Raw genomic sequence first — 19490 nt, forward strand, 5'->3', positions numbered from 1 at the left:
CAGCCGGTGGCCGCCGCGGGACGGGCTCGCGATGGGGCTGCTCCGGCTTTGCCCGCGGCGCTTTGGCTGACCGCCACTGCCGCCGGCGAGCGGCGGCAGTGGCGGCGGACTTCAGGTGACGAGGAAGTCGAGGTGGCTCAGGGCGAGGCCACTGGCGAGCGTGGCGACCTGCACCGGGCCGGCGCCGGTGTTGCCGTTGGCGTCGTAGTAGAGCGCGCCGCTGGTGCTGTCGTAGATGAGGTAGTCGTCGGCGTCGGCGGCGGCGGTGAGGCCGGCGCCGGAGCGGAACGAGGTGGCGGCCAGCGGGCCGTTCGGCAGCGACGCGAAGATCGCGTTCTCGAGTTCGATGGTGTCGTCGAGGACGTTGAAGTCGCTGATCGTGTCGCGGTTGGTCGCGGCATTGGGGAGCGTGTCGAAGCGGAAGATGTCGGCGCCGAGGCCGCCGGTGAGGGTGTCGTTGCCGTTGCCGCCGCTGAGGAGGTTGGCACCGCCGTCGCCGCTGAGGGTGTCGGCGTAGGCCGAGCCGACGAGGTTCTCGATGCCGGCGAGGGTGTCGCTGCCGGAGCCGCCGGTGGCGGTGCCGCTGGCGAGGCTGGCGGTGACGCCGCTGCTGGCGCCGTAGAGGTAGCTGGCGGTATCGTTGCCGCCGGCACCGTCGAGGAGGTTGTTGCCGGCGCCGGCGTAGAGGAGGTTGGCGAGGCCGTTGCCGCTCAGGCTCGCTGCGCCGGTGGCAAGGATGCGGCCGTTCTCGATGTGGGCGCCGAGGGTGTAGGCGGCGAGGTAGCTGAAGACCTGGTCGATGCCGCCGGTGGCGGGATTGGCGTTGGTCTCGGTGACGCTGTCGCCGGCGTGGTCGACGTAGTAGGAGTCGTTGCCGTCGCCGCCAGTCAGGCTGTCGGCGCCGGTACCGCCCCAGAGGGTGTCGTTGCCGGCACCACCGTCGAGGGTGTCGTTGCCGGCACCGCCATTGAGGAAGTCGTTGCCTTGGGCGCCGTTGAGGCGGTTGGCGTTGGCGTCGCCGGTGAGGGTGTCGTCGTAGGTGGAGCCGGTGAGGTTCTCGATTCCGGCGAGGGTGTCGCTGCCCGAGCCGCCGGTGGCTTGGGCACCGGCAAGGGCGAGGCTGACGCTGACGCCGCTGCTGGCGCCATAGAGGTAGCTGACGGTGTCGTTGCCGCCGGCGCCGTCGAGGAGGTTGTTGCCGGTGCCGGCGTCGAGGAGGTTGTCGAGGGCGTTGCCGGTGAGGTTGGCGGCGCCAGTCGCCAGGATGCGGCCGTTCTCGATGTGGGCGCCGAGGGTGGTGCTGGCGAGGTAGGTGAGAACCTGGTCGGTGCCACCGGTTGCCGGGTTGGCGTTGGTCTCGCTGACGCTGTCGCCGGCGTCGTCGAGGTAGTAGAAGTCGGAGCCGTCACCACCGATCAGGCTGTCGGCGCCAGCGCCGCCCCAGAGGCGGTCGTTGCCGGCGCCGCCGTCGAGGGTGTCGTTGCCGGCGCCACCGTTGAGGAAGTCGTTGCCTTGCGCGCCGGTGAGGCGGTTGGCATTGGCGTCGCCGGTGAGGGTGTCGTCGTAGGTCGAACCGGTGAGGTTCTCGATGGCGATGAGGGTGTCGCTACCGGAGCCACCGGTGGCCTGTGCGCCGGCGATGGCGAGGCTGACGCTGACGCCGCTGCTGGCGCCGTAGAGGTAGCTGAGGATGTCGTTGCCGCCTGCGCCGTCGAGGAGGTTGTTGCCGGTGCCGGCGTCGAGGATATTGTCGAGGGCGTTGCCGGTTAGGTTGGCGGCGCCAGTGGCCAGGATGCGGCCGTTCTCGACGTGGGCGCCGAGGGTGTGGGCGGCAAGGTACGTGAACACTTGGTCGGTGCCGCCGGTGGCCGGGTTGGCGTTGGTCTCGCTGACGCTGTCGCCGACGTCGTCGACATAGTAGGAGTCGGATCCGTCGCCGCCGACCAGGCTGTCGGCACCGGTGTCGCCCCAGAGGTGGTCGTTGCCGGCACCGCCGTCGAGGGTGTCGTTACCGGCGCCGCCGTTGAGGAAGTCGTTGCCTTGCGCGCCACTCAGGCGGTTGGCGTTGGCGTCGCCGCGCAGGGTGTCATCGTAGGCCGAGCCGGTGAGGTTCTCGATGGCGATCAGGGTGTCGCTGCCGGAGCCGCCGGTGGCCTGCGGAGCGGCGATGGCGAGGCTGACGCTGACGCCGCTGGCGGCATCGGCGTAACTCGCGGTATCGCTGCCCGCGCTGCCGGAAAGCGTGTCGTTGCCGGCACCGCCGGCGAGCGTGTCGTTGCCGTTGCCGCCTTCGAGGCGGTTGGCGTTGCCGTCGCCGGCGAGGCTGTCTTCCTGGCTGGAGCCGATGAGGTGCTCGATCGAGACGAGGGTGTCGCTGCCGGAGCCGCCGGTAGCCTGCCCGCCGGCAAGGGCGAGGCTGACGCTGACGCCGCTGCTGGCGCCGTAGAGATAGCTGACGGTGTCGCTGCCGCCGCCGCCGTCGAGGACGTTGTGGCCGCTGCCGGCGTAGAGGAGGTTGTCGAGAGCGTTGCCGGTCAGGTGCGCGACGCCGCTGGCAAGGATGCGGCCATTCTCGACGTGCGCCGTGAGGGTGTAGGCGGAGAGGAAGCTGTAGACCTGGTCGATGCCCCCAGACGCGGGGTTGGCGTTGCTCTCGCCGACGCTGTCGCCGGCGTGGTCGACGTAATAGAGGTCGGAGCCGTCGCCGCCGAGCAGGCTGTCGGCACCGGTGCCGCCCCATATCAGGTCGTCGCCATCGCCACCCAGAATCGTGTCGGCACCGGCGCCGCCGTCCAGCACATTGCCGTCGTTGCTGCCGTACAGCGTATTGCCCAGACTGTTGCCAGCGCCGCGGACCACTCCCGGCAGCAACTCCAGGCTCTCGAGGTAGGCTGTCAGCGTATAGGCGTCCAGATTGCTCCGAACGGTGTCGCTGCCCCCGAGCGACAGGTCGGCATTGGTCTCCACGACGACATCGCCCAAGTGGTCGACGTAGTAGATGTCGGAACCGTTGCCGCCGCTCATGCTGTCGGCGCCGGTGCTGCCAATCAATGTGTCGTCGCCGTCGCTGCCTCCGAGGCTGTCATTCCCGGCTCCGCCGTCCAGCGTGCCGGAACCGACCACGGTGTCGTTGCCTTCGCCGCCAAGCAGTTGGTTGGCACCGATCAGGTCCGACAGGATGTCGTCGCCGGCACCGCCGCGCAGCTGATCGTCACCGCCCTCACCGTCAAGATGGTCGCTGCCGGAGCCACCGTCGAGGGTGTCGTTGCCGGAGCCACCAGAGACAAAGTCGTCGCCGTCTTCGCCCTCGATGAGGTCGCTACCACCCCAACCGGCCAGGTTGTCATTGCCGTCGCCACCGAAAATCGAGTCGTCGCCGTCGAGGCCATTCACGGCGTTGTCTCGGGCGTCACCGATCACCGTGTCGTTGGCGTTGGTGGCATTGATCCCCTCGATATCAACCAACTGGTCCAGCCCGATATCGGCGCCAAACGCGGTCCCCGCATCGAGGTCGACAACGATCGACTGGACTGCTTCCTTGAAATAGATCGAGTCCCAGCCCTCGCCACCGTCCATCAGGTCATTGCCTGCGCCACCGTCGAGGTGGTCGTTTCCGGGGCCACCGAGCAGTGCATCGACCCCTCCCCGCCCATCAAGGATGTCGTCGCCGGCGCCGCCTTGGAGCAGGTCATCGCCATTGCCCGCGCCCAGTACGTCGTGGTCTGGCGTGCCGACCAGCCTGAGGCCGACCTCATCGTGGATCAGGAGCTGCGCGGCAGCACTGCGGCCGTTGAACACGGCGTAGGTCTGGCCGCTGTGGCTCACCGTACCGGCATTGATCCAGTCGGCTGCGTGGGACAACGCGAGCAGGTCGCCACGGTTGCCGAGCACGAGCAACTGGTGGCGTTGCTCGGGGCTGGCGCCGCCGGCCCCTCCGCCAGCCAGGTCGTAACTGCCATCAAGCCATCCGCTGGCGTTGTTGAAGTGGTTCATGCCGGCCATGTCGAGGACGTCGCCGACGGACAGCCGCAGGGTGTTGCTGCCACTGCCCGTGAGGTCGATGCGTTCGATCGATTCGAGGCGTGAGGTACTGCCGGGGGTGCTTGCACCCTGGTTGGCGATCGCCATCAGGTCGAAGGAAAGGCCACTGCCGGCAAGAGCGATCGTGTCGAGACCGCTGCCGCCGTCGATGCGCGCGAGCTGGCCATCGGTGACGCCACTGGCGAGCGCCGCAAGGTTGCTGGCGTTGACCACGAAGGTGTCGTCACCGGCGCCGCCATGAAGAACATCCGCGCCGCCGTTGCCGGTCAGCGTGTCGTTGCCGGCGCCAGCAACCAGCGTCTCGGAGGAGGCGGTGCCGGTGAGCGTGTCGGCACCGGCAGTGCCGAACTGGTCGACGGCACTCGGGGCGAAGGCGCCGCCGGTGCTGCCGAAGATGACGTAACTGCGTCCGGCATCCGTCCCCGCCGCAGGATCGCTCAGCAAGGCTCCGACGATCAGGTCGGAGAAACCGTCGCCGTTGACGTCACCGGCCGCCGAGACACTCCCTCCGCTCTGGTCACCAGCGCACTGACCGTCGATGACAAAGCCGCCGCTGCCGACAGCAATCGCCGAGAGATCGACGCCAGCGCTGCCAGTCCTGCCGAAGACCAGGTAGCTGCGTCCAGCATAAGGACCCGCCCCTGCTTCGCTGTTCAGCGCCCCGATAATCAAGTCGCCCAGCCCGTCGCCATTCACGTCGCCAGCTGCCGAAACGCTGCGGCCGCTGTGATCCCCGATGCTCTGGCCGTTCATCACGAAACCACCATTCCCACCGCTGATCACCGAAAGATCGACAGCGGAACTGTCGGTCTTGCCAAAAACGACGTAGCTGCGTCCGCCGTTGCTCCCCGCTGCCAGATCGTTCGCGAAGGCTCCGACGATCAGGTCGGACAGTCCGTCGCCATTGACATCGCCCGCAGCCGAAACGCTGTTGCCACTGAAGTCATCGCTACACTCGCCGTTGATCACGAACCCGCCACTACCGCCAGACACCGCCGACAATTCCACCGCGATGCCACCAATCCGGCCGAAGACGACGTAGCTGCGCCCGGCAGCGCTACGCGCTGCGGGATCGCTCGCGTCCGCTCCCACGATCAGGTCGGCGAGTCCATCGCCGTTGACGTCGCCGGCAGCCGCGACGCTATATCCACTGTAGTCACTCGCGCACTGCCCGTTGATCGCGAAGCCGCCATTACCGGCGGCGATTGCCGAGAGCGCGACAGCCCCGCTGCTGGTCTGGCCAAAGACGACGTAGCTGCGGCCGGCGTTGCTTCCCGTCGCGGGATCCGCCCAGATCGCGCCGACGATCACGTCGGCGAGGCCGTCACCGTTGACGTCGCCCGCAGCTGCCACGCTTCTGCCGCTTTCGTCACCTACGCACTGCCCGTTGATCGCGAAGCCACCACGACCAGAGGCGACCGCCGACAGCTCGACGGCGGACCCGCTGGGCTGACCGAAGACGACGTAGCTGCGCCCGGCGTGACCTGCTGCCGGATCGCTCCAGCGCGCGCCGACGATCAGGTCGGCAAGTCCATCGCCATTGACATCGCCGGCACCCGCAACGGTCCAGCCGCTCAGGTCGCCCGCGCACTGCCCGTTGATCACGAAGCCGCCATTCCCGGCGGCAATCGCCGAGAGGTCGACACCGCTGCTGCCCGTCTGGCCGAAGACGACATAGCTGCACCCGGCGTCGATGCCGGCCGCCGGGTCGCTGAAGCGCGCCCCGACGATCAGGTCGGCGAGACCGTCTCCATTGATGTCGCCGGCAGCCGAGACGCTGACACCACTTTGATCGTCGGCGCACTGCCCATTGATCACGAAACCACCGTCGCCGGCCGCGATGTCGGAAAGCTCGATCCGCGGTCGCTCGACGACCGTCCGCGTGATGCTGGTGTCGATCAGTAGCTGCGCGGCGCTGCCCCTGGCGTTGTAGACGGCGTAGCTGTGGCCAGCGTGACTGACCGTGCCGGAATTCGCCCACAGACCATCCGCGACGACCGCATCGCCGGCATTGCCGTCGATGACGAGTTGATGCCTCGGCACGCTGGCGCCGAGGCCGGACCAGCCGTTGCCGTCGTTGAACCGGTTCATGGCCGACATGTCGAGGACGTCACCGACCGAGAGCGCCACCGTGTTGTGGCCGCTGCCGGTGAGGTCGATCCGTTCGATCGATTCGAGACGCGACTGGCTGCCGGGCGTGCTCGCGCCCTGGTTGGCGATCGCGGTGAGGTCGAAGGAGAGGCCGCTGCCGGCGAGCGCGATCGTATCGAGACCCGTGCCGCCGTCGATGCGCGCGAGTTGGCCATCGGTGACGCCACTCGCGAGCGCCGCGAGGTTGCTGGCGTTGAGGACGAAGGTGTCGTCGCCGGCGCCGCCATAAAGCACATCCGCGCCGCCGTTGCCGGTCAGCGTGTCGTTGCCGGCGCCGGCGACCAGCGTTTCGGCCACCGAGGAGCCGTTCAGCGCGTCGGCACCGGCAGTGCCGAACTGGTCGACGGCGCTCGGGGCGAAGGCGCCGCCGGTGCTGCCGAAGATGACATAACTTCGCCCGCTTTCGATACCGGTCGGTGAGGCCGCGTGACGGGCGCCGACGATCAGGTCGGCGAGGCCGTCGCCGTTGACGTCGCCTGCGGCGGCCACACTGTAGCCGCTCCAGTCCCCCGGGGATTGCCCATTGATGACGAATCCGCCGACACCGTTGGCGATACTGGAGAGGTCTACCGAAGTGCCGTCGGTCTTGCCGAAGACGACATGGCTGCGGCCCGCGTCGGTCGCACTCGAAGGATCGGACAGCCTGGCGCCGACGAGGAGATCGGCCAGCCCATCGCCGTTGAGGTCGCCAGCCGAAGCCACGCTCGAACCGCTCTGGTCTCCTGTCGACTGGCCATGGATGACGAAGCCGCCCGTTCCGGCGGCGACTGCCGACAGTTGCACGGCGGCGGCTTCGGTCTTGCCGAAGACGACGTAGCTGCGGCCAGCATCCGCACCGCTGGCCGGGTCGGCGAGACGAGCGCTGATGAGGAGGTCCGCCAGACCATCACCATTGACGTCGCCGGCGCCGGCAACGCCGTACCCGCAAAGATCGCCCGCGCTCTCGCCATCGATCACGAAACCACCATTGCCCGCGGCGATCGCCGAGGCGTGGATGGCACTGCTGAACGTCCTGCCGAAAACGACATAGCCCCGTCCTGCATCAAGGCCACTCGCGTGGTCGCTCGAGAACGCTCCGACGATGATGTCTGCCAGTCCATCGCCGTTCACGTCGCCGGCACCGGCAACGCTGTTGCCGCTGAATTCCTGCGCGGCGGCACCTTCGAAGACGAATCCGCCCTGGCCAAGGATGACCGCATCGAGATCGACCGGAGCCGTATCGGACTTGCCGAAGACGACGTAGCTGCGGCCTGCATCCACACCACTCGCCGGGTCGCCGAGAAGCGCGCCAATGATCAGATCGGCCAGCCCGTCACCGTTGACATCCCCGACAGCGGCAATGCTGTAGCCGCTTTGATCGCCCGAGCCTTGGCCATCGATGGCAAAGCCGCCGTTCCCGGACCCAATCGCCGACAGGTCGACACGGCTGCCGTCGCTCTTGCCGAAGACGACGTAGGTCCGCCCGGAGTCCGGTGCACCCGGACGGTCGCTGCCCATCGCGCTGACGATGAGATCGGCAAGGCCGTCGCCATTGAAGTCGCCTCCCCCGGCGACGTCGAAACCGCTGCGATCGTCGGCGCACGCACCCACGATCACGAATCCGCCACTGCCGGCGTCGATTGCCGTCAGATCGACGGCACCCTGGTCGGATTTGCCGAAGACGACGTAGCTGCGCCCGGCGGCGTTGCCCGCGGGCGGATCGCTCCACGGCGCGCCGACGATCAGGTCGGCAAACCCGTCGCCGTTGACGTCGCCGGCCGCGGCGACGCTGCGGCCGGCATTGTCATCGGCACACTGACCGTTGATCACGAATCCACCATTGCCGGTGGCGATGTCGGAAAGCGTGATCGGTGGTCGAAAGTTCACCGAGAGGACATTGGGTGTCGGGTCGAGGTCGGCACCGCCGTTGGCGGTACCGCCGTCGTCTTGCAGTTGGAAGGTGAAACTCGTGTGGCCGCTGCCACCGTCGTTGCCAGTAGGGCTAAAGACGAACTGGCCGGCGGTGAGGTCGGTGACCGCGATCGACTGGCCGGCAGTGACGGGAACACCGGCGAGGTTCAGGCTGCCGGCGCCGGGCAGCGTGCTGATGCGCACGGCCAGGAGCCCGTTGGCAGGGGTGTCGGCTGCGTCGCTGAAACCGAAGTCGGCCGCGGAGAAGATGTAGGTGTTGTCTTCGCGCGTGCTGACGGTCTTGTCGGTGCCCGACGGGGCGTCGTTGACCGGCGTGACGTCGATCGTGATGAGGTTCGGTGTCGGGTCGAGGTCAGCGCCGCCGTGGGCGGTGCCGCCATCGTCCTGGACCTGGAAGGTGAAGCTGGCGTAAGCGTTGCCGCTGGCGTTGGCGGCCGGGGTGAAGACGAGCTGGCCGGCGGCGAGGTCGGTCGCGGAGATGGATTGCCCGGGTGTGACGGGGATGCCGGCGAGGTTCAGGTTGCCGGCAGCTGGCAGCGTTGCGATGCGGATGGCGAGCAGGGCGTCGGGCGGAAGGTCGCTGGGATCGGTGAGCGGGAAGTCCGCGACGCCGAAGGTGTAAGCGGCGTCTTCGGTGACGGGCACGATGCGGTCGGTGCCGGACGGTGCGTGGTGGAAGGATTCGCTGGCGTCGGCGGCTACGGACAGGTCGTCGGCAAACGGGGTGGCGATGCTGACGATGTCGGTCCACGGGCTGCCGAGGGCGCTGAGGGCGTCGCCGGACCACACGTCTCCCCAAGCCACCACCGAGCCGTCGGCGCGCAGCGCGGCAAAGGCCCTGTCCGTCGAAAAGACCTGCGTCACGTCGATCGTGCCGTTGAGCTGCGCCGCCACGCTCGAACTGTTGCCGCCGTCCGTCGCCCTCCCCCAGGTGACGACCGAGCCGTCGGCGCGCAGCGCGGCAAAGGCGCCATACTTCGTCGAAAACACCTGCACGACGTCGATCGTCCCGTCGAGCTGCGCCGCCACCGCCGAACTGTTGCCGCCGGACGACGAATCCCCCCAGGTGACGACCGACCCGTCGGCGCGCAGCGCGGCAAAGGCGGACCAGGTCGAAAACACCTGCACGACGTCGTTCGTCCCGTCGAGCTGCGCTGCCACGGTGGAACTGCTGCCGCCGTACGACGAATCCCCCCAAGTGACGACCGAACCGTCTTCGCGCAGCGCGGCAAAGGCGACCCATGTCGAAAACACCTGCGTCACGTCGATCGTGCCGTTGAGCTGCGCCGCCACGCTGGAACTGTTGCCGCCCCCCCACGAATTCCCCCAGGTGACGACCGAGCCGTCTTCGCGCAGCGCGGCAAAGGCGGTGTTTGCGGAAAACACCCGCACGACGTCATTCGTCCCATCGACCTGCGCCGAAACCGCGGAACTGTTGCCGCCGTACGACGAATCCCCCCAAGTGACCACCGAGCCGTCGGCGCGCAGCGCGGCAAAGGCCCTTCCCGTCGAAAACACCTCCGTGACGTCGTTCGTGCCGTCGATCTGCGGTGCCACGGTGGAACTGTTGCCGCCGAACGACGAATCCCCCCAGGTGACCACCGAGCCGTCGGCGCGCAGCGCGGCAAAGGCGACCCATGTCGAAAACACCTGCGTCACGTCGATCGTGCCATCGAGCTGCGCCGCGACCGTGGAGCTGTCGCCGCCAAAGTACGAATCCCCCCAAGTGACCACCGAGCCGTCGGCGCGCAGCGCGGCAAAAGCACCACCTTGCGTCCCACCCGGCGCGTCAAGGGCGCCTTCTTGCGTCGAAAACACCTCCACGACGTCGTTCGTCCCGTTGAGATCTGCGGCGACGGCTGTGCTGTCGCCGCCGCTGTTCCAATTCCCCCAAGTGATCACCGAGCCGTCGGCGCGCAGCGCAGCAAAGGCCCACTCCGTCGAAAACACCTGGACGACGTCGTTCGTCCCGTTGAGCTCTGCGGCGAAGTCGCGGCTGTCGCCGCCGGTGCCCCACGCCCCCCAAGTGACCACCGAGCCGTCGGCGCGCAGCGCCGCAAAAGCACCGTGCGTCGAAAACACCTGCACGACGTCGTTCGTCCCGTCGATCTGCGCCAGCAACGCGAAACTGTTGCCGCCGTACGAGGGATACCCCCAGGTGACCACCGAGCCGTCGGCGCGCAGCGCGGCAAAGCCGAGCCCCGTCGAAAACACCTGGACGACGTCGTTCGTCCCGTCGAGCTCTCCCGCGACCGCGGAACTGTCGCCACCGTACGACGAATCCTCTCCCCAAGTGACCACCGAGCCGTCGGCGCGCAGCGCGGCAAAGGCGTAGTCCGCCGAAAACACCTGCGTCACGTCGATCGTGCCGTTGAGCTGCGCCGCCACGCTGGAACTGTCGCCGGCCGAATTCCCCCAGGTGACGACCGAGCCATCGGCGCGCAGCGCGGCAAAGGCGTGACCCGTCGAAAACACCTGCGTGACGTCGATCGTGCCGTCGAGCTTTGCCGCTACCGCGGAACTATCGCCGCCACGGTCCCAATCACCCCAGGTGACCACCGAGCCGTCGGCGCGCAGCGCGGCAAAGGCGCCATACGTCGAAAACACCTGCCTGACGTCGATCGTCCCGTCGAGCTTAGCCGCCACCGCGGAACTGTTGCCGCCGCGCGACGAGTCCCCCCAGGTGACGACCGAACCGTCGGCACGCAGCGCGGCAAAGGCGGCACCCGTCGAAAAAACCTCCAGCACGTCGATCGTCCCGTCGAGCCGCGCCGCGACCGCAACACTGTTGCCGCCGTACGACGAATCCCCCCAGGTGACCACCGAGCCGTCGGCGCGCAGCGCGGCAAAGGCCTTATACGTCGAAAACACCTGCGTCACGTCGTTCGTCCCGTCGAGCTGCGCCGCGACCGCGGAACTGTCGCCGCCGTACGACGCATGCCCCCAGGTGACGACCGAGCCGTCGGCGCGCAGCGCGGCAAAGGCGTTATACGTCGAAAACACCTGCGTCACGTCGATGGTCCCGTCGAGCTTTGCCGCTACCGCGGAACTGTTGCCGCCGAACGACGAATCCCCCCAAGTGACCACCGAGCCGTCGGCACGCAGGGCGGCGAAGGCGGACCAGGTCGAAAACACCTGCACGACGTCGTTCGTCCCGTCGAGCTGCGCCGCCACCGCGGAACTGTTGCCGCCGAACGACGAATCCCCCCAAGTGACCACCGAGCCGTCGGCACGCAGCGCGGCAAAGGCGCGCCATGTCGAAAACACCTGCACGACGTCGTTCGTCCCGTCGAGCTGCGCCGCGACCGCGGAAGTATCGCCGCCGCCCCAGAGAACGCCCCAGGTGACCACCGACCCGTCCGCCCGGATCCCCGCAAAAGCATGCTCGTTCCGCCACGCGCCCGAGCTGTGTCGGGGAAAAACCACCGCCACCCGCTCGGTCACCAACACGTCATCGGCAAACGGATCCGCCACCCCGACGACATCCCGCAGCCGGTCCGCGACCGCACTGCTGTCACCACCCGCAGCCGCATCGCCCCAGGTGACCAGCGAGCCATCCGCCCGCCGGGCGGCAAAGGCGTTGTTCGTCGAGAACACCTCGCGGACATCGAGCGTCCCGTCGAGCTTGGCTGCAACCGTCGAGCTGTCGCCGCCGGAGGCTGCCGAGCCCCAGGTCACGACCGAGCCATCGGCGCGCAGCGCGGCAAAGGCGCCGTCGGTCGCGAACACTTCGGTCACATCGATCGTCCCGTCGAGCGCTCCCGCGACCGGCGAACTGTCGCCGCCCCACGACGAGTTCCCCCAGGTGACGACCGAGCCGTCGGCGCGCAGCGCGGCAAAGGCGCGCCCGGTCGAGAACACCTGCGTCACGTCGATCGTCCCGTCGAGCAGCGCGGCGACGGCGCTGCTGTCGCCGCCTTCCCCCGGACTCCCCCAGGTGACGACCGAGCCGTCGGCACGCAGCGCGGCAAAGGCATGCGAGGTCGAGAAGACCTGCACGACGTCGATCGTCCCGTCGATCTGCGCCGCGACCGCGCCGGCGTCAGCGCTGTAGGCGGGGGCTCCCCAGACCACCAGCGAACCGTCGCGGCGCAGCGCGACGAAGGCGCCGCCGTTGGCAAAGACGCGCACGACGTCGATCGTCCCGTCGAGTTGCGCGGCAACGGTAGCGCTGTCGCCGCCATAGGTCGCCGATCCCCAGGTGACGACCGAGCCGTCGGCACGCAGCGCGGCGAAGGCCTCGCTCGTCGCCGCGACCTGCGTGACGGCGATCGTCCCGTCGAGCTGCGCGGCGACGGCGCTGCTGTCGCCGCCATGGCCGGAATAGCCCCAGGTGACGACCGAGCCGTCGGCACGACGCGCGGCAAAGGCGCCGGCGCTGGAGCACAGCTCGATCACATCGATCGTCCCGTCGAGCTGCGCCGCCACCGCGGAACGATTGCCGCCATACACCGAGTGCCCCCAGGTGACGACCGAGCCGTCGGCGCGCAGCGCTGCGAAAGCGAGCTCCGTCGAAAACACCCGGGTGATGTCGATCGTGCCGTCGATCTGCGTTGCCACGGCCGAACTGTCGCCGCCCGACGAAGCATCGCCCCAGGTGACGACCGAGCCATCGGCGCGCAGTGCGGCAAAGGCGGACAGCGTCGAAAACACCTGCCGCACGTCGAGCGCGCCGCCGAGTTGCACCGCGAGCGCGGAACTGTCGCCACCGGAGGCGGCATCGCCCCAGGTGACGACCGAGCCGTCGGCGCGCAGGGCGGCGAAGGCTTTTTCGTTGCGCCATTCGCCCAGGCTGTGGCGGGGGAAGGCGATCGGCTGCTGCGCGATGGTCATGCCGAGCAGGCCGCGCCAGTGCGGCGCGGCGAGCGGTGGCGTGCGCACTTCGCCGACGTCGAGCCGCCAGGCGCCGCCGAGGTCGGCGTGGCCGACGGGGGTCGAGGAGGCGGCGACCGGGGCGCCGAGGGCTGCGGCGAGGGTTGCGACGAAGGCGCGGCCGCTCTCGCCGTCACCGACGGCGCAGGCGTAGAGCTGCAGGTCGGCGTCGGCGGCGAGCGAGTCGCCGATCGCGGCGAGGTCGGCGGCGCGCGTGGCGAGCGTGCCGGCATCGACTTCGCCGGCGCCGAGCCGGATCGCGCCCGGCCGGCCGTGCGCGAGGATGCGGATCGAGGCGACTTCGCCCTGCCCCGCCAGCGCCCGCCGGATCTGCCGCAGGCCGTCGTCGTCAGCGCCGATCAGGCGCCATGGGTGGTGGGCATCGAGACCCGTCAGCAGTGCCGGCCGATCGGCGACGCGGTGATCGACGAATATCCAGTTGGTGCGCATTGGGCGGCTCCTGGGTCAGTGGTTCAGGAGCGACCGGGTGGACGCTGCTGCGGCTGGTGCCGCCGGCGACCGGCCCGGCCGCGAACGGCGGGGATGTGGTGATGCAGAGCCGCGAAGCCGCGCCGGGGCGCCGGTCGCGGCTTGGGCGCGGTGGTGCGGCTGCCGTCGGGCAGCGGGCCGGGCGGGGTGGCGGGCGCGATTCATGTGACAAGGAAGTCGACATTGGTGAGCGCCAGGCCGGCGGCGAGCGTGGCGATCTGCACCGGGCCGGCGCCGGCGTTGCCATTCGCGTCGTAGTAGAGCGCGCCGCTGGTGCTGTCGTAGATGAGGTAGTCGTCGGCGTCGGCGGCGGCGGTGAAGCCGGCGCCGGAGCGGAACGAGCTGGCGGCCAGCGGGCCGTTCGGCAGCGACGCGAAGATCGCGTTCTCGAGTTCGATGGTGTCGTCGACGACGTTGAAGTCGCTGATCGTGTCGCGGTTGGTCGCGGCATTGGGGAGCGTGTCGAAGCGGAAGGTGTCGGCGCCGAGGCCGCCGCTGAGGGTGTCGTTGCCGTTGCCTCCGCTGAGGAGGTTGGCACCGCCGTCGCCGCTGAGGGTGTCGGCGTAGGCCGAGCCGACGAGGTTCTCGATGCCGGTGAGGGTGTCGCTGCCGGAGCCGCCGGTCGCGGTGCCGCTGGCGAGGCTGGCGGTGACGCCGCTGCTGGCGCCGTAGAGGTAGCTGGCGGTGTCGGTGCCGCCGGCGCCGTCGAGGAGGTTGTTGCCGGCGCCGGCGTAGAGGAGGTTGGCGAGGGTGTTGCCGCTCAGGCTCGCGGCGCCGGTGGCGAGGATGCGGCCGTTGTCGACGTTCGCGCCGAGGGTGTAGGCGGCGAGGTAGCTGAAGACCTGGTCGATGCCGCCGGTGGTGGGATTGGCGTTGCTTTCGCTGACGCTGTCGCCGGCGTGGTCGACATAGTAGAGGTCGTTGCCGTCGCCGCCGCTCAGGCTGTCGGCATCGGTACCGCCCCAGAGGGTGTCGTTGCCGGCGCCGCCGTCGAGACTGTCGTTGCCGGCGTTGCCATTGAGGAAGTCGTTGCCCTGGGCGCCGGTGAGGCGGTTGGCGTTGCCATCGCCGGTGAGGGTGTCGTCGTAGGTGGAGCCGGTGAGGTTCTCGATTCCGGCGAGGGTGTCGCTGCCGGAGCCGCCGGTCGCTTGCGCGCCGGCAAGGGCGAGGCTGACGCTGACGCCGCTGCCGCTGACGGCGTAGAGGTAGCTGACGGTGTCGTTGCCGCCGGCGCCGTCGAGGAGGTTGTTGCCGGTGCCGGCGTCGAGGAGGTTGTCGAGGGCGTTGCCGGTGAGGTTCGCGGCGCCGGCGGTGAGGATGCGGCCGTTCTCGATGTGGGCGCCGAGGGTGGTGCTGGCAAGGTAGCTGAGGACCTGGTCGGTGCCGCCGGTTGCCGGGTTGGCGTTGGTCTCGCTGACGGTGTCGCCGGCGTCGTCGAGGTAGTAGAAGTCGGAGCCGTCACCGCCGATCAGGCTGTCGGCACCAGTGCCGCCCCAGAGGCGGTCGTTGCCGGCGCCGCCGTCGAGGGTGTCGTTGCCGGCACCGCCATTGAGGAAGTCGTTGCCTTGCGCGCCACTGAGGCGGTTGGCGTTGCCGTCGCCGGTGAGGGTGTCGTCGTAGGTGGAGCCGGTGAGGTTCTCGATGCCGGCGAGGGTGTCGCTGCCGGAGCCGCCGGTCGCCTGCGCGCCGGCAAGGGCGAGGCTGACGCTGACGCCGCTGCCGCTGACGGCGTAGAGGTAGCTGACGGTGTCGTTGCCGCCGGCGCCATCGAGGAGGTTGGCGCCGGTGCCGGCGTCGAGGAGGTTGTCGAGGGCGTTGCCGGTGAGGTTGGCGGCGCCGGTGGCAAGGATGCGGCCGTTCTCGATGTGCGTGGCAAGGGTGTAGGCGGCGAGGTAGCTGAAGACCTGGTCGGTGCCACCGGTGGCGGGGTTGGCGTCGGTCTCGCTGACGCTGTCGCCGGCGTCGTCGAGGTAGTAGAAGTCGGAGCCGTCACCACCGACCAGACTGTCGGCACCGCTGCCGCCCCAGAGGCGGTCGTTGCCGGCGCCACCGTCGAGGGTGTCGTTGCCGGCACCGCCATCGAGGAAGTCGTTGCCACCGGCGCCGCTGAGGAGATTGGCGTTGCCGTCGCCGCGCAGGGTGTCGTCCCAGGTCGAGCCGCTAAGGTTCTCGATGGCGATCAGGGTGTCGCTGCCCGATCCGCCGGTGGCCTGCGCCCCAGCGATGGCGAGGCTGACGCTGACCCCGCTGGCGGCGCCGTAGAGGTAGCTGACGGTGTCGTTGCCGCCGGCGCCGTCGAGGAGGTTGGCGCCGCTGCCGGCGTGGAGGCGGTTGTCGAGGTTGTTGCCGGCGAGGTTCGCGGCACCGGTGGCGAGGATGCGGCCGTTCTCGACATGGGCGCCGAGGGTATAGGCGGCCAGGGTGCTGAAAACCTGGTCGATGCCGCCGCTTGCGGGATTGGCGTTGGTCTCGTTGACGCTGTCGGCAAGGTGGTCGACGTGGTAGAGGTCGGAACCGTCGCCACCGGTCAGGCTGTCGGCACCAAGGCCACCGTCGAGGGTGTCGTCGCCGGTACCACCGATCAGGGTGTCGTTTCCGTCGAAGCCGTAGATCCGGTCGTCGCCCGTCCCGCCCGTGAGAGCGGGATCGTTGCCCGGGGTGCCAGTGATGATCCTTCCGGTCATCGTGGACGTGAAAACATCGTTGGTGAACGGATTGGCCATGCCCACCACGTCGTGCAACTGGCTCGCCACGGCGCTGCTGTCACCACCATATCCGGCATTCCCCCAAGTCACCACCGAGCCGTCGGCGCGCAGCGCGGCAAAAGCAAGGTCCGTCGAAGACACCTGCGTCACGTCGATCGTGCCATCGAGCTTTGCCGCCACGGCGCTGCTGTCGCCGCCACTCCCCCAGGTCACCACCGAGCCGTCGGCGCGCAGCGCGGCAAATGTACCGTAATGCGAAAACACCTGCGTCACGTCGGTCGTGCCATCGAGTTTTGCCGCCACGGCGCTGCTGTTGCCGCCACCCGTATTACTCCCCCAGGTCACCACCGAGCCATCGGCGCGCAGCGCGGCAAAGGCCGATTCCGTCGAAAAAATCTGCGTGACGTAGATCGTGCCATCGAGTTGTGTCGCGACGGCGCTGCTGTTGCCGCCCCTGCTGGCATCCCCCCAGGTGACCACCGAGCCATCGGCGCGCAGCGCGGCAAAAGCCGATTGCGCCGATATCACCTGCGTGACGTCGATCGTGCCATCGAGTTTTGCCGCCACGGCGCTGCTGTTGCCGCCATCCGTATTACTCCCCCAGGTCACCACAGAGCCGTCGGCACGCAGCGCGGCAAAGGCACCGCCTGTTGTCGAAACCACCGTCACATCGATCGTACCATCGAGCTTTGCCGCCACGGCGCTGCTGTTGCCGCCACCGAAGGAATCCCCCCAGGTCACCACCGAGCCATCGGCGCGCAGCGCGGCAAAGGCGTCGTGCGCCGAAAACACCTGCGTGACGTCGATCGTGCCATCGAGTTTTGCGGCCACGGCGCTGCTGTTGCCGCCACCGAAGGAATCCCCCCAGGTCACCACCGAGCCGTCGGCGCGCAACGCGGCAAAGGCAGCGAAGTTTGAAAACACCTGCGTGACGTCGATCGTGCCATCGAGTTTTGTCGCCACGGCGCTGCTGTTGCCACCACTGGCAGTCCCCCAGGTCACCACCGAGCCATCGGCGCGCAACGCGGCAAAGGCCGATTTCGCCGAAAACACCTGCGTGACGTCGATCGTGCCATCAAGCTTCGAAGCCACGGTGCTGCTGTTGCCGCCATTAGTATTGCTCCCCCAGGTCACCACCGAGCCATCGGCGCGCAGCGCGGCGAAGGCAAATCCCCCTGAAAACACCTGGGTGACGTCGATCGTGCCATCGAGTTTTGCCGCCACGGCGCTGCTGTCGCCACCGGCGTAGGCCGCCCCCCAGGTTACCACCGAGCCATCGGCGCGCAGCGCGGCAAAGGCATAGAGGTTGTTCCACTCGCCGGCGCTACGAAGATAGTAGGAATGGGCCACCGGCGTGATCGTCATGCCGAGCAGCCCGTGCCAGCGCGGGTTGTCGAGCGGCGGGGTGCGCAGCTCGCCGACATCGAGCCGCCAGGTTCCCCCGAGGTCGGCATGACCCACCGGTTTTGATGAAGCCGAGACTGCGACGCCGCAGGCTTCCGCCAGCGCGCGCACGAAGGCGCGGCCGACGCTCCCCTTGCCGGCTTCGCAGCCGTAGATCTGCACATCGCCGTCGTCGCCGAGCGCCCGGCCGATCGCCGCGAGTTCCGTGGCATGGGAGGCGAGGCTCTTGCCGGTGAGTTCCCCGGAACCAATGCTCAGCGCGCCAGGGCGACCGTGCGCCAGGATGCGGATCGAGGCCAGGTCGCGCCGACCGGCCAGCGAGGCCTGCATCTGCTCCAACCCGTCCCGCGTGGCGTCGAGCCACACCGGCTCGCAATCGGCGCCCAGGCCAGCGATCAGCGCCGGGTGATCCGCAACGCGCCAATCGATGAAAGCCATCGTTTGCCTGAGGATGCTGCTGCGGGTCAGGTCCGAGTCGGTCGTTGCCATTCTTGTCATTCCATGTTGAAAAATTTACTAAGGAGCCTCTTGCAAAACTCCCGCGGCGCCAGCTGCTGCGCCGCAGCATTCGCTCTCGGGGAGCGATTCTTCTTGCGCACGAAGCCGGTCCGGCCGAGTTGCTAACCTGGTGGCATCGTTTTCTGAATCCGGCGCGAACCCCCTCCAGCGCTCATCGAGTGCACCCTGTTCAGAGAGCGAAGGCTGGGGGTCATCGTCGTAATCGCATCAATTGGTCAGCGGACAGGGCGAGCAGGCCGAACATCAGGTGGGCCATCACCTTGCTGGGGCCCTTGACCCGGATGCTCCGGCCACCGAACTCATCCTTGAGGCGAGCGTTGCTCCGCTCGGCGGCGCTCCGCTCGTTGTAGCGGAGCGGTTCGGCCGGGGAGAATTCGATCTTCTCACCGCGTCGCGGGTTGTGGTCGATCAGGGGAAAGTGCCCGAGGCTCTTGCTGTGCGCGCGCAACTCGCTGCTGCAATAGGCCGCATCCATGAGGTCATAGAGGCTGGTGACGCGCTCGGCGCTGATCAACGACAGGGGGATGGCGGCGAGGCTGTCGTGCATCGAGGCGCTGGAAAGGAGCGCAGAGATGGGGACACCACAGTCGGCGGTGTCGAGATGCAGCTTGTAGCCGGTCCAACTGTTCTTGTAGCCCTGCGCATTGCACTTCGTGCCGCGATCGCACGCAGTGGGAATCTCCTGGCGCATTTGCGCCAGGCTTTGCCCGCGCTGGCGCTCGATCGGCGAGGCCTTCGCCGCCGGACGCGCATCGCCACGCCGCGGGCGGCCCCGCTTTCTCGCCGGCGCCGCCGGTGCCGGCGTGCTCGGCGTCGCGGCAGGGCTCTCTTCGGTCGCCAACAGGGTGGGCTGTGCCTTGGTGGCCCCTTTCTCTGCGCCTTTGCCTTTCCCGGCGGGGCGTTCGCGGGCCTCGATGGCTGTCCCATCGCGGCTCAGATGCCCGATCAGTTGATCGCCCAGGTGCTCCTTGATCAGGGCTTCATGGACTCGTTGGCCCAACCTCCCTGCGGCAAACTCGTCGAACGCGCGCGAGAAGGTGGCCTCGGAAGGCAAGCTCCGGTACTGCGGGAAACCACAGATGCGGCGCAAGAAACGGTCATTCATCAGGCGATCGAGCAGCCCCACCGTCGTCGTCAAGCCCAGCACCGCCTTGGCAACAAAAGCGTTCGCCAGCCACGCCCGCTCAAACGGCGGACGGCCAACACCACACCACGACACCGCCGTGAACTCCTCGATCCGCACCCACTCGAGAATGTGGATGACCCGCTCCAACTTCGGCGTCAGCGCGCCCCAGCGTGCCTCAAGTTCCGGGATCAGTTCGTGCTGCACCACATTCCACCGGTCCAGCAGCCGGCAAGCTGTGCTATCGTTCGTCATGGCAGGCGCGATCCGGGTTT

Annotated in this window: 3 protein-coding genes; all 3 read right to left on the reverse strand. The window is 68.6% G+C overall.

Annotation, left to right across the window (positions count from 1 at the left end; all coding sequences use genetic code 11):
• Positions 1–111 precede the first annotated feature (111 nt).
• Entirely contained in the window at positions 112–13425 is a 13314-nt protein-coding gene (locus V5B60_RS20615; RefSeq protein ID WP_332349798.1) for a DUF4347 domain-containing protein, read from the reverse strand.
• Positions 13426–13625: 200 nt separating this feature from the next.
• The gene (locus V5B60_RS20620) at positions 13626–18062 is read right to left on the reverse strand and encodes a DUF4347 domain-containing protein (protein ID WP_332349800.1); all 4437 of its coding nucleotides are present in this window, start codon (positions 18060–18062) and stop codon (positions 13626–13628) included.
• Between the two features lie 220 nt (positions 18063–18282).
• The gene (locus V5B60_RS20625; RefSeq protein ID WP_332350667.1) at positions 18283–19470 is read right to left on the reverse strand and encodes a transposase; all 1188 of its coding nucleotides are present in this window, start codon (positions 19468–19470) and stop codon (positions 18283–18285) included.
• Between the last annotated feature and the right edge of the window lie 20 nt (positions 19471–19490).

Source organism: Accumulibacter sp., from assembly GCF_036625195.1.
In the GTDB taxonomy this organism is placed as follows: domain Bacteria; phylum Pseudomonadota; class Gammaproteobacteria; order Burkholderiales; family Rhodocyclaceae; genus Accumulibacter.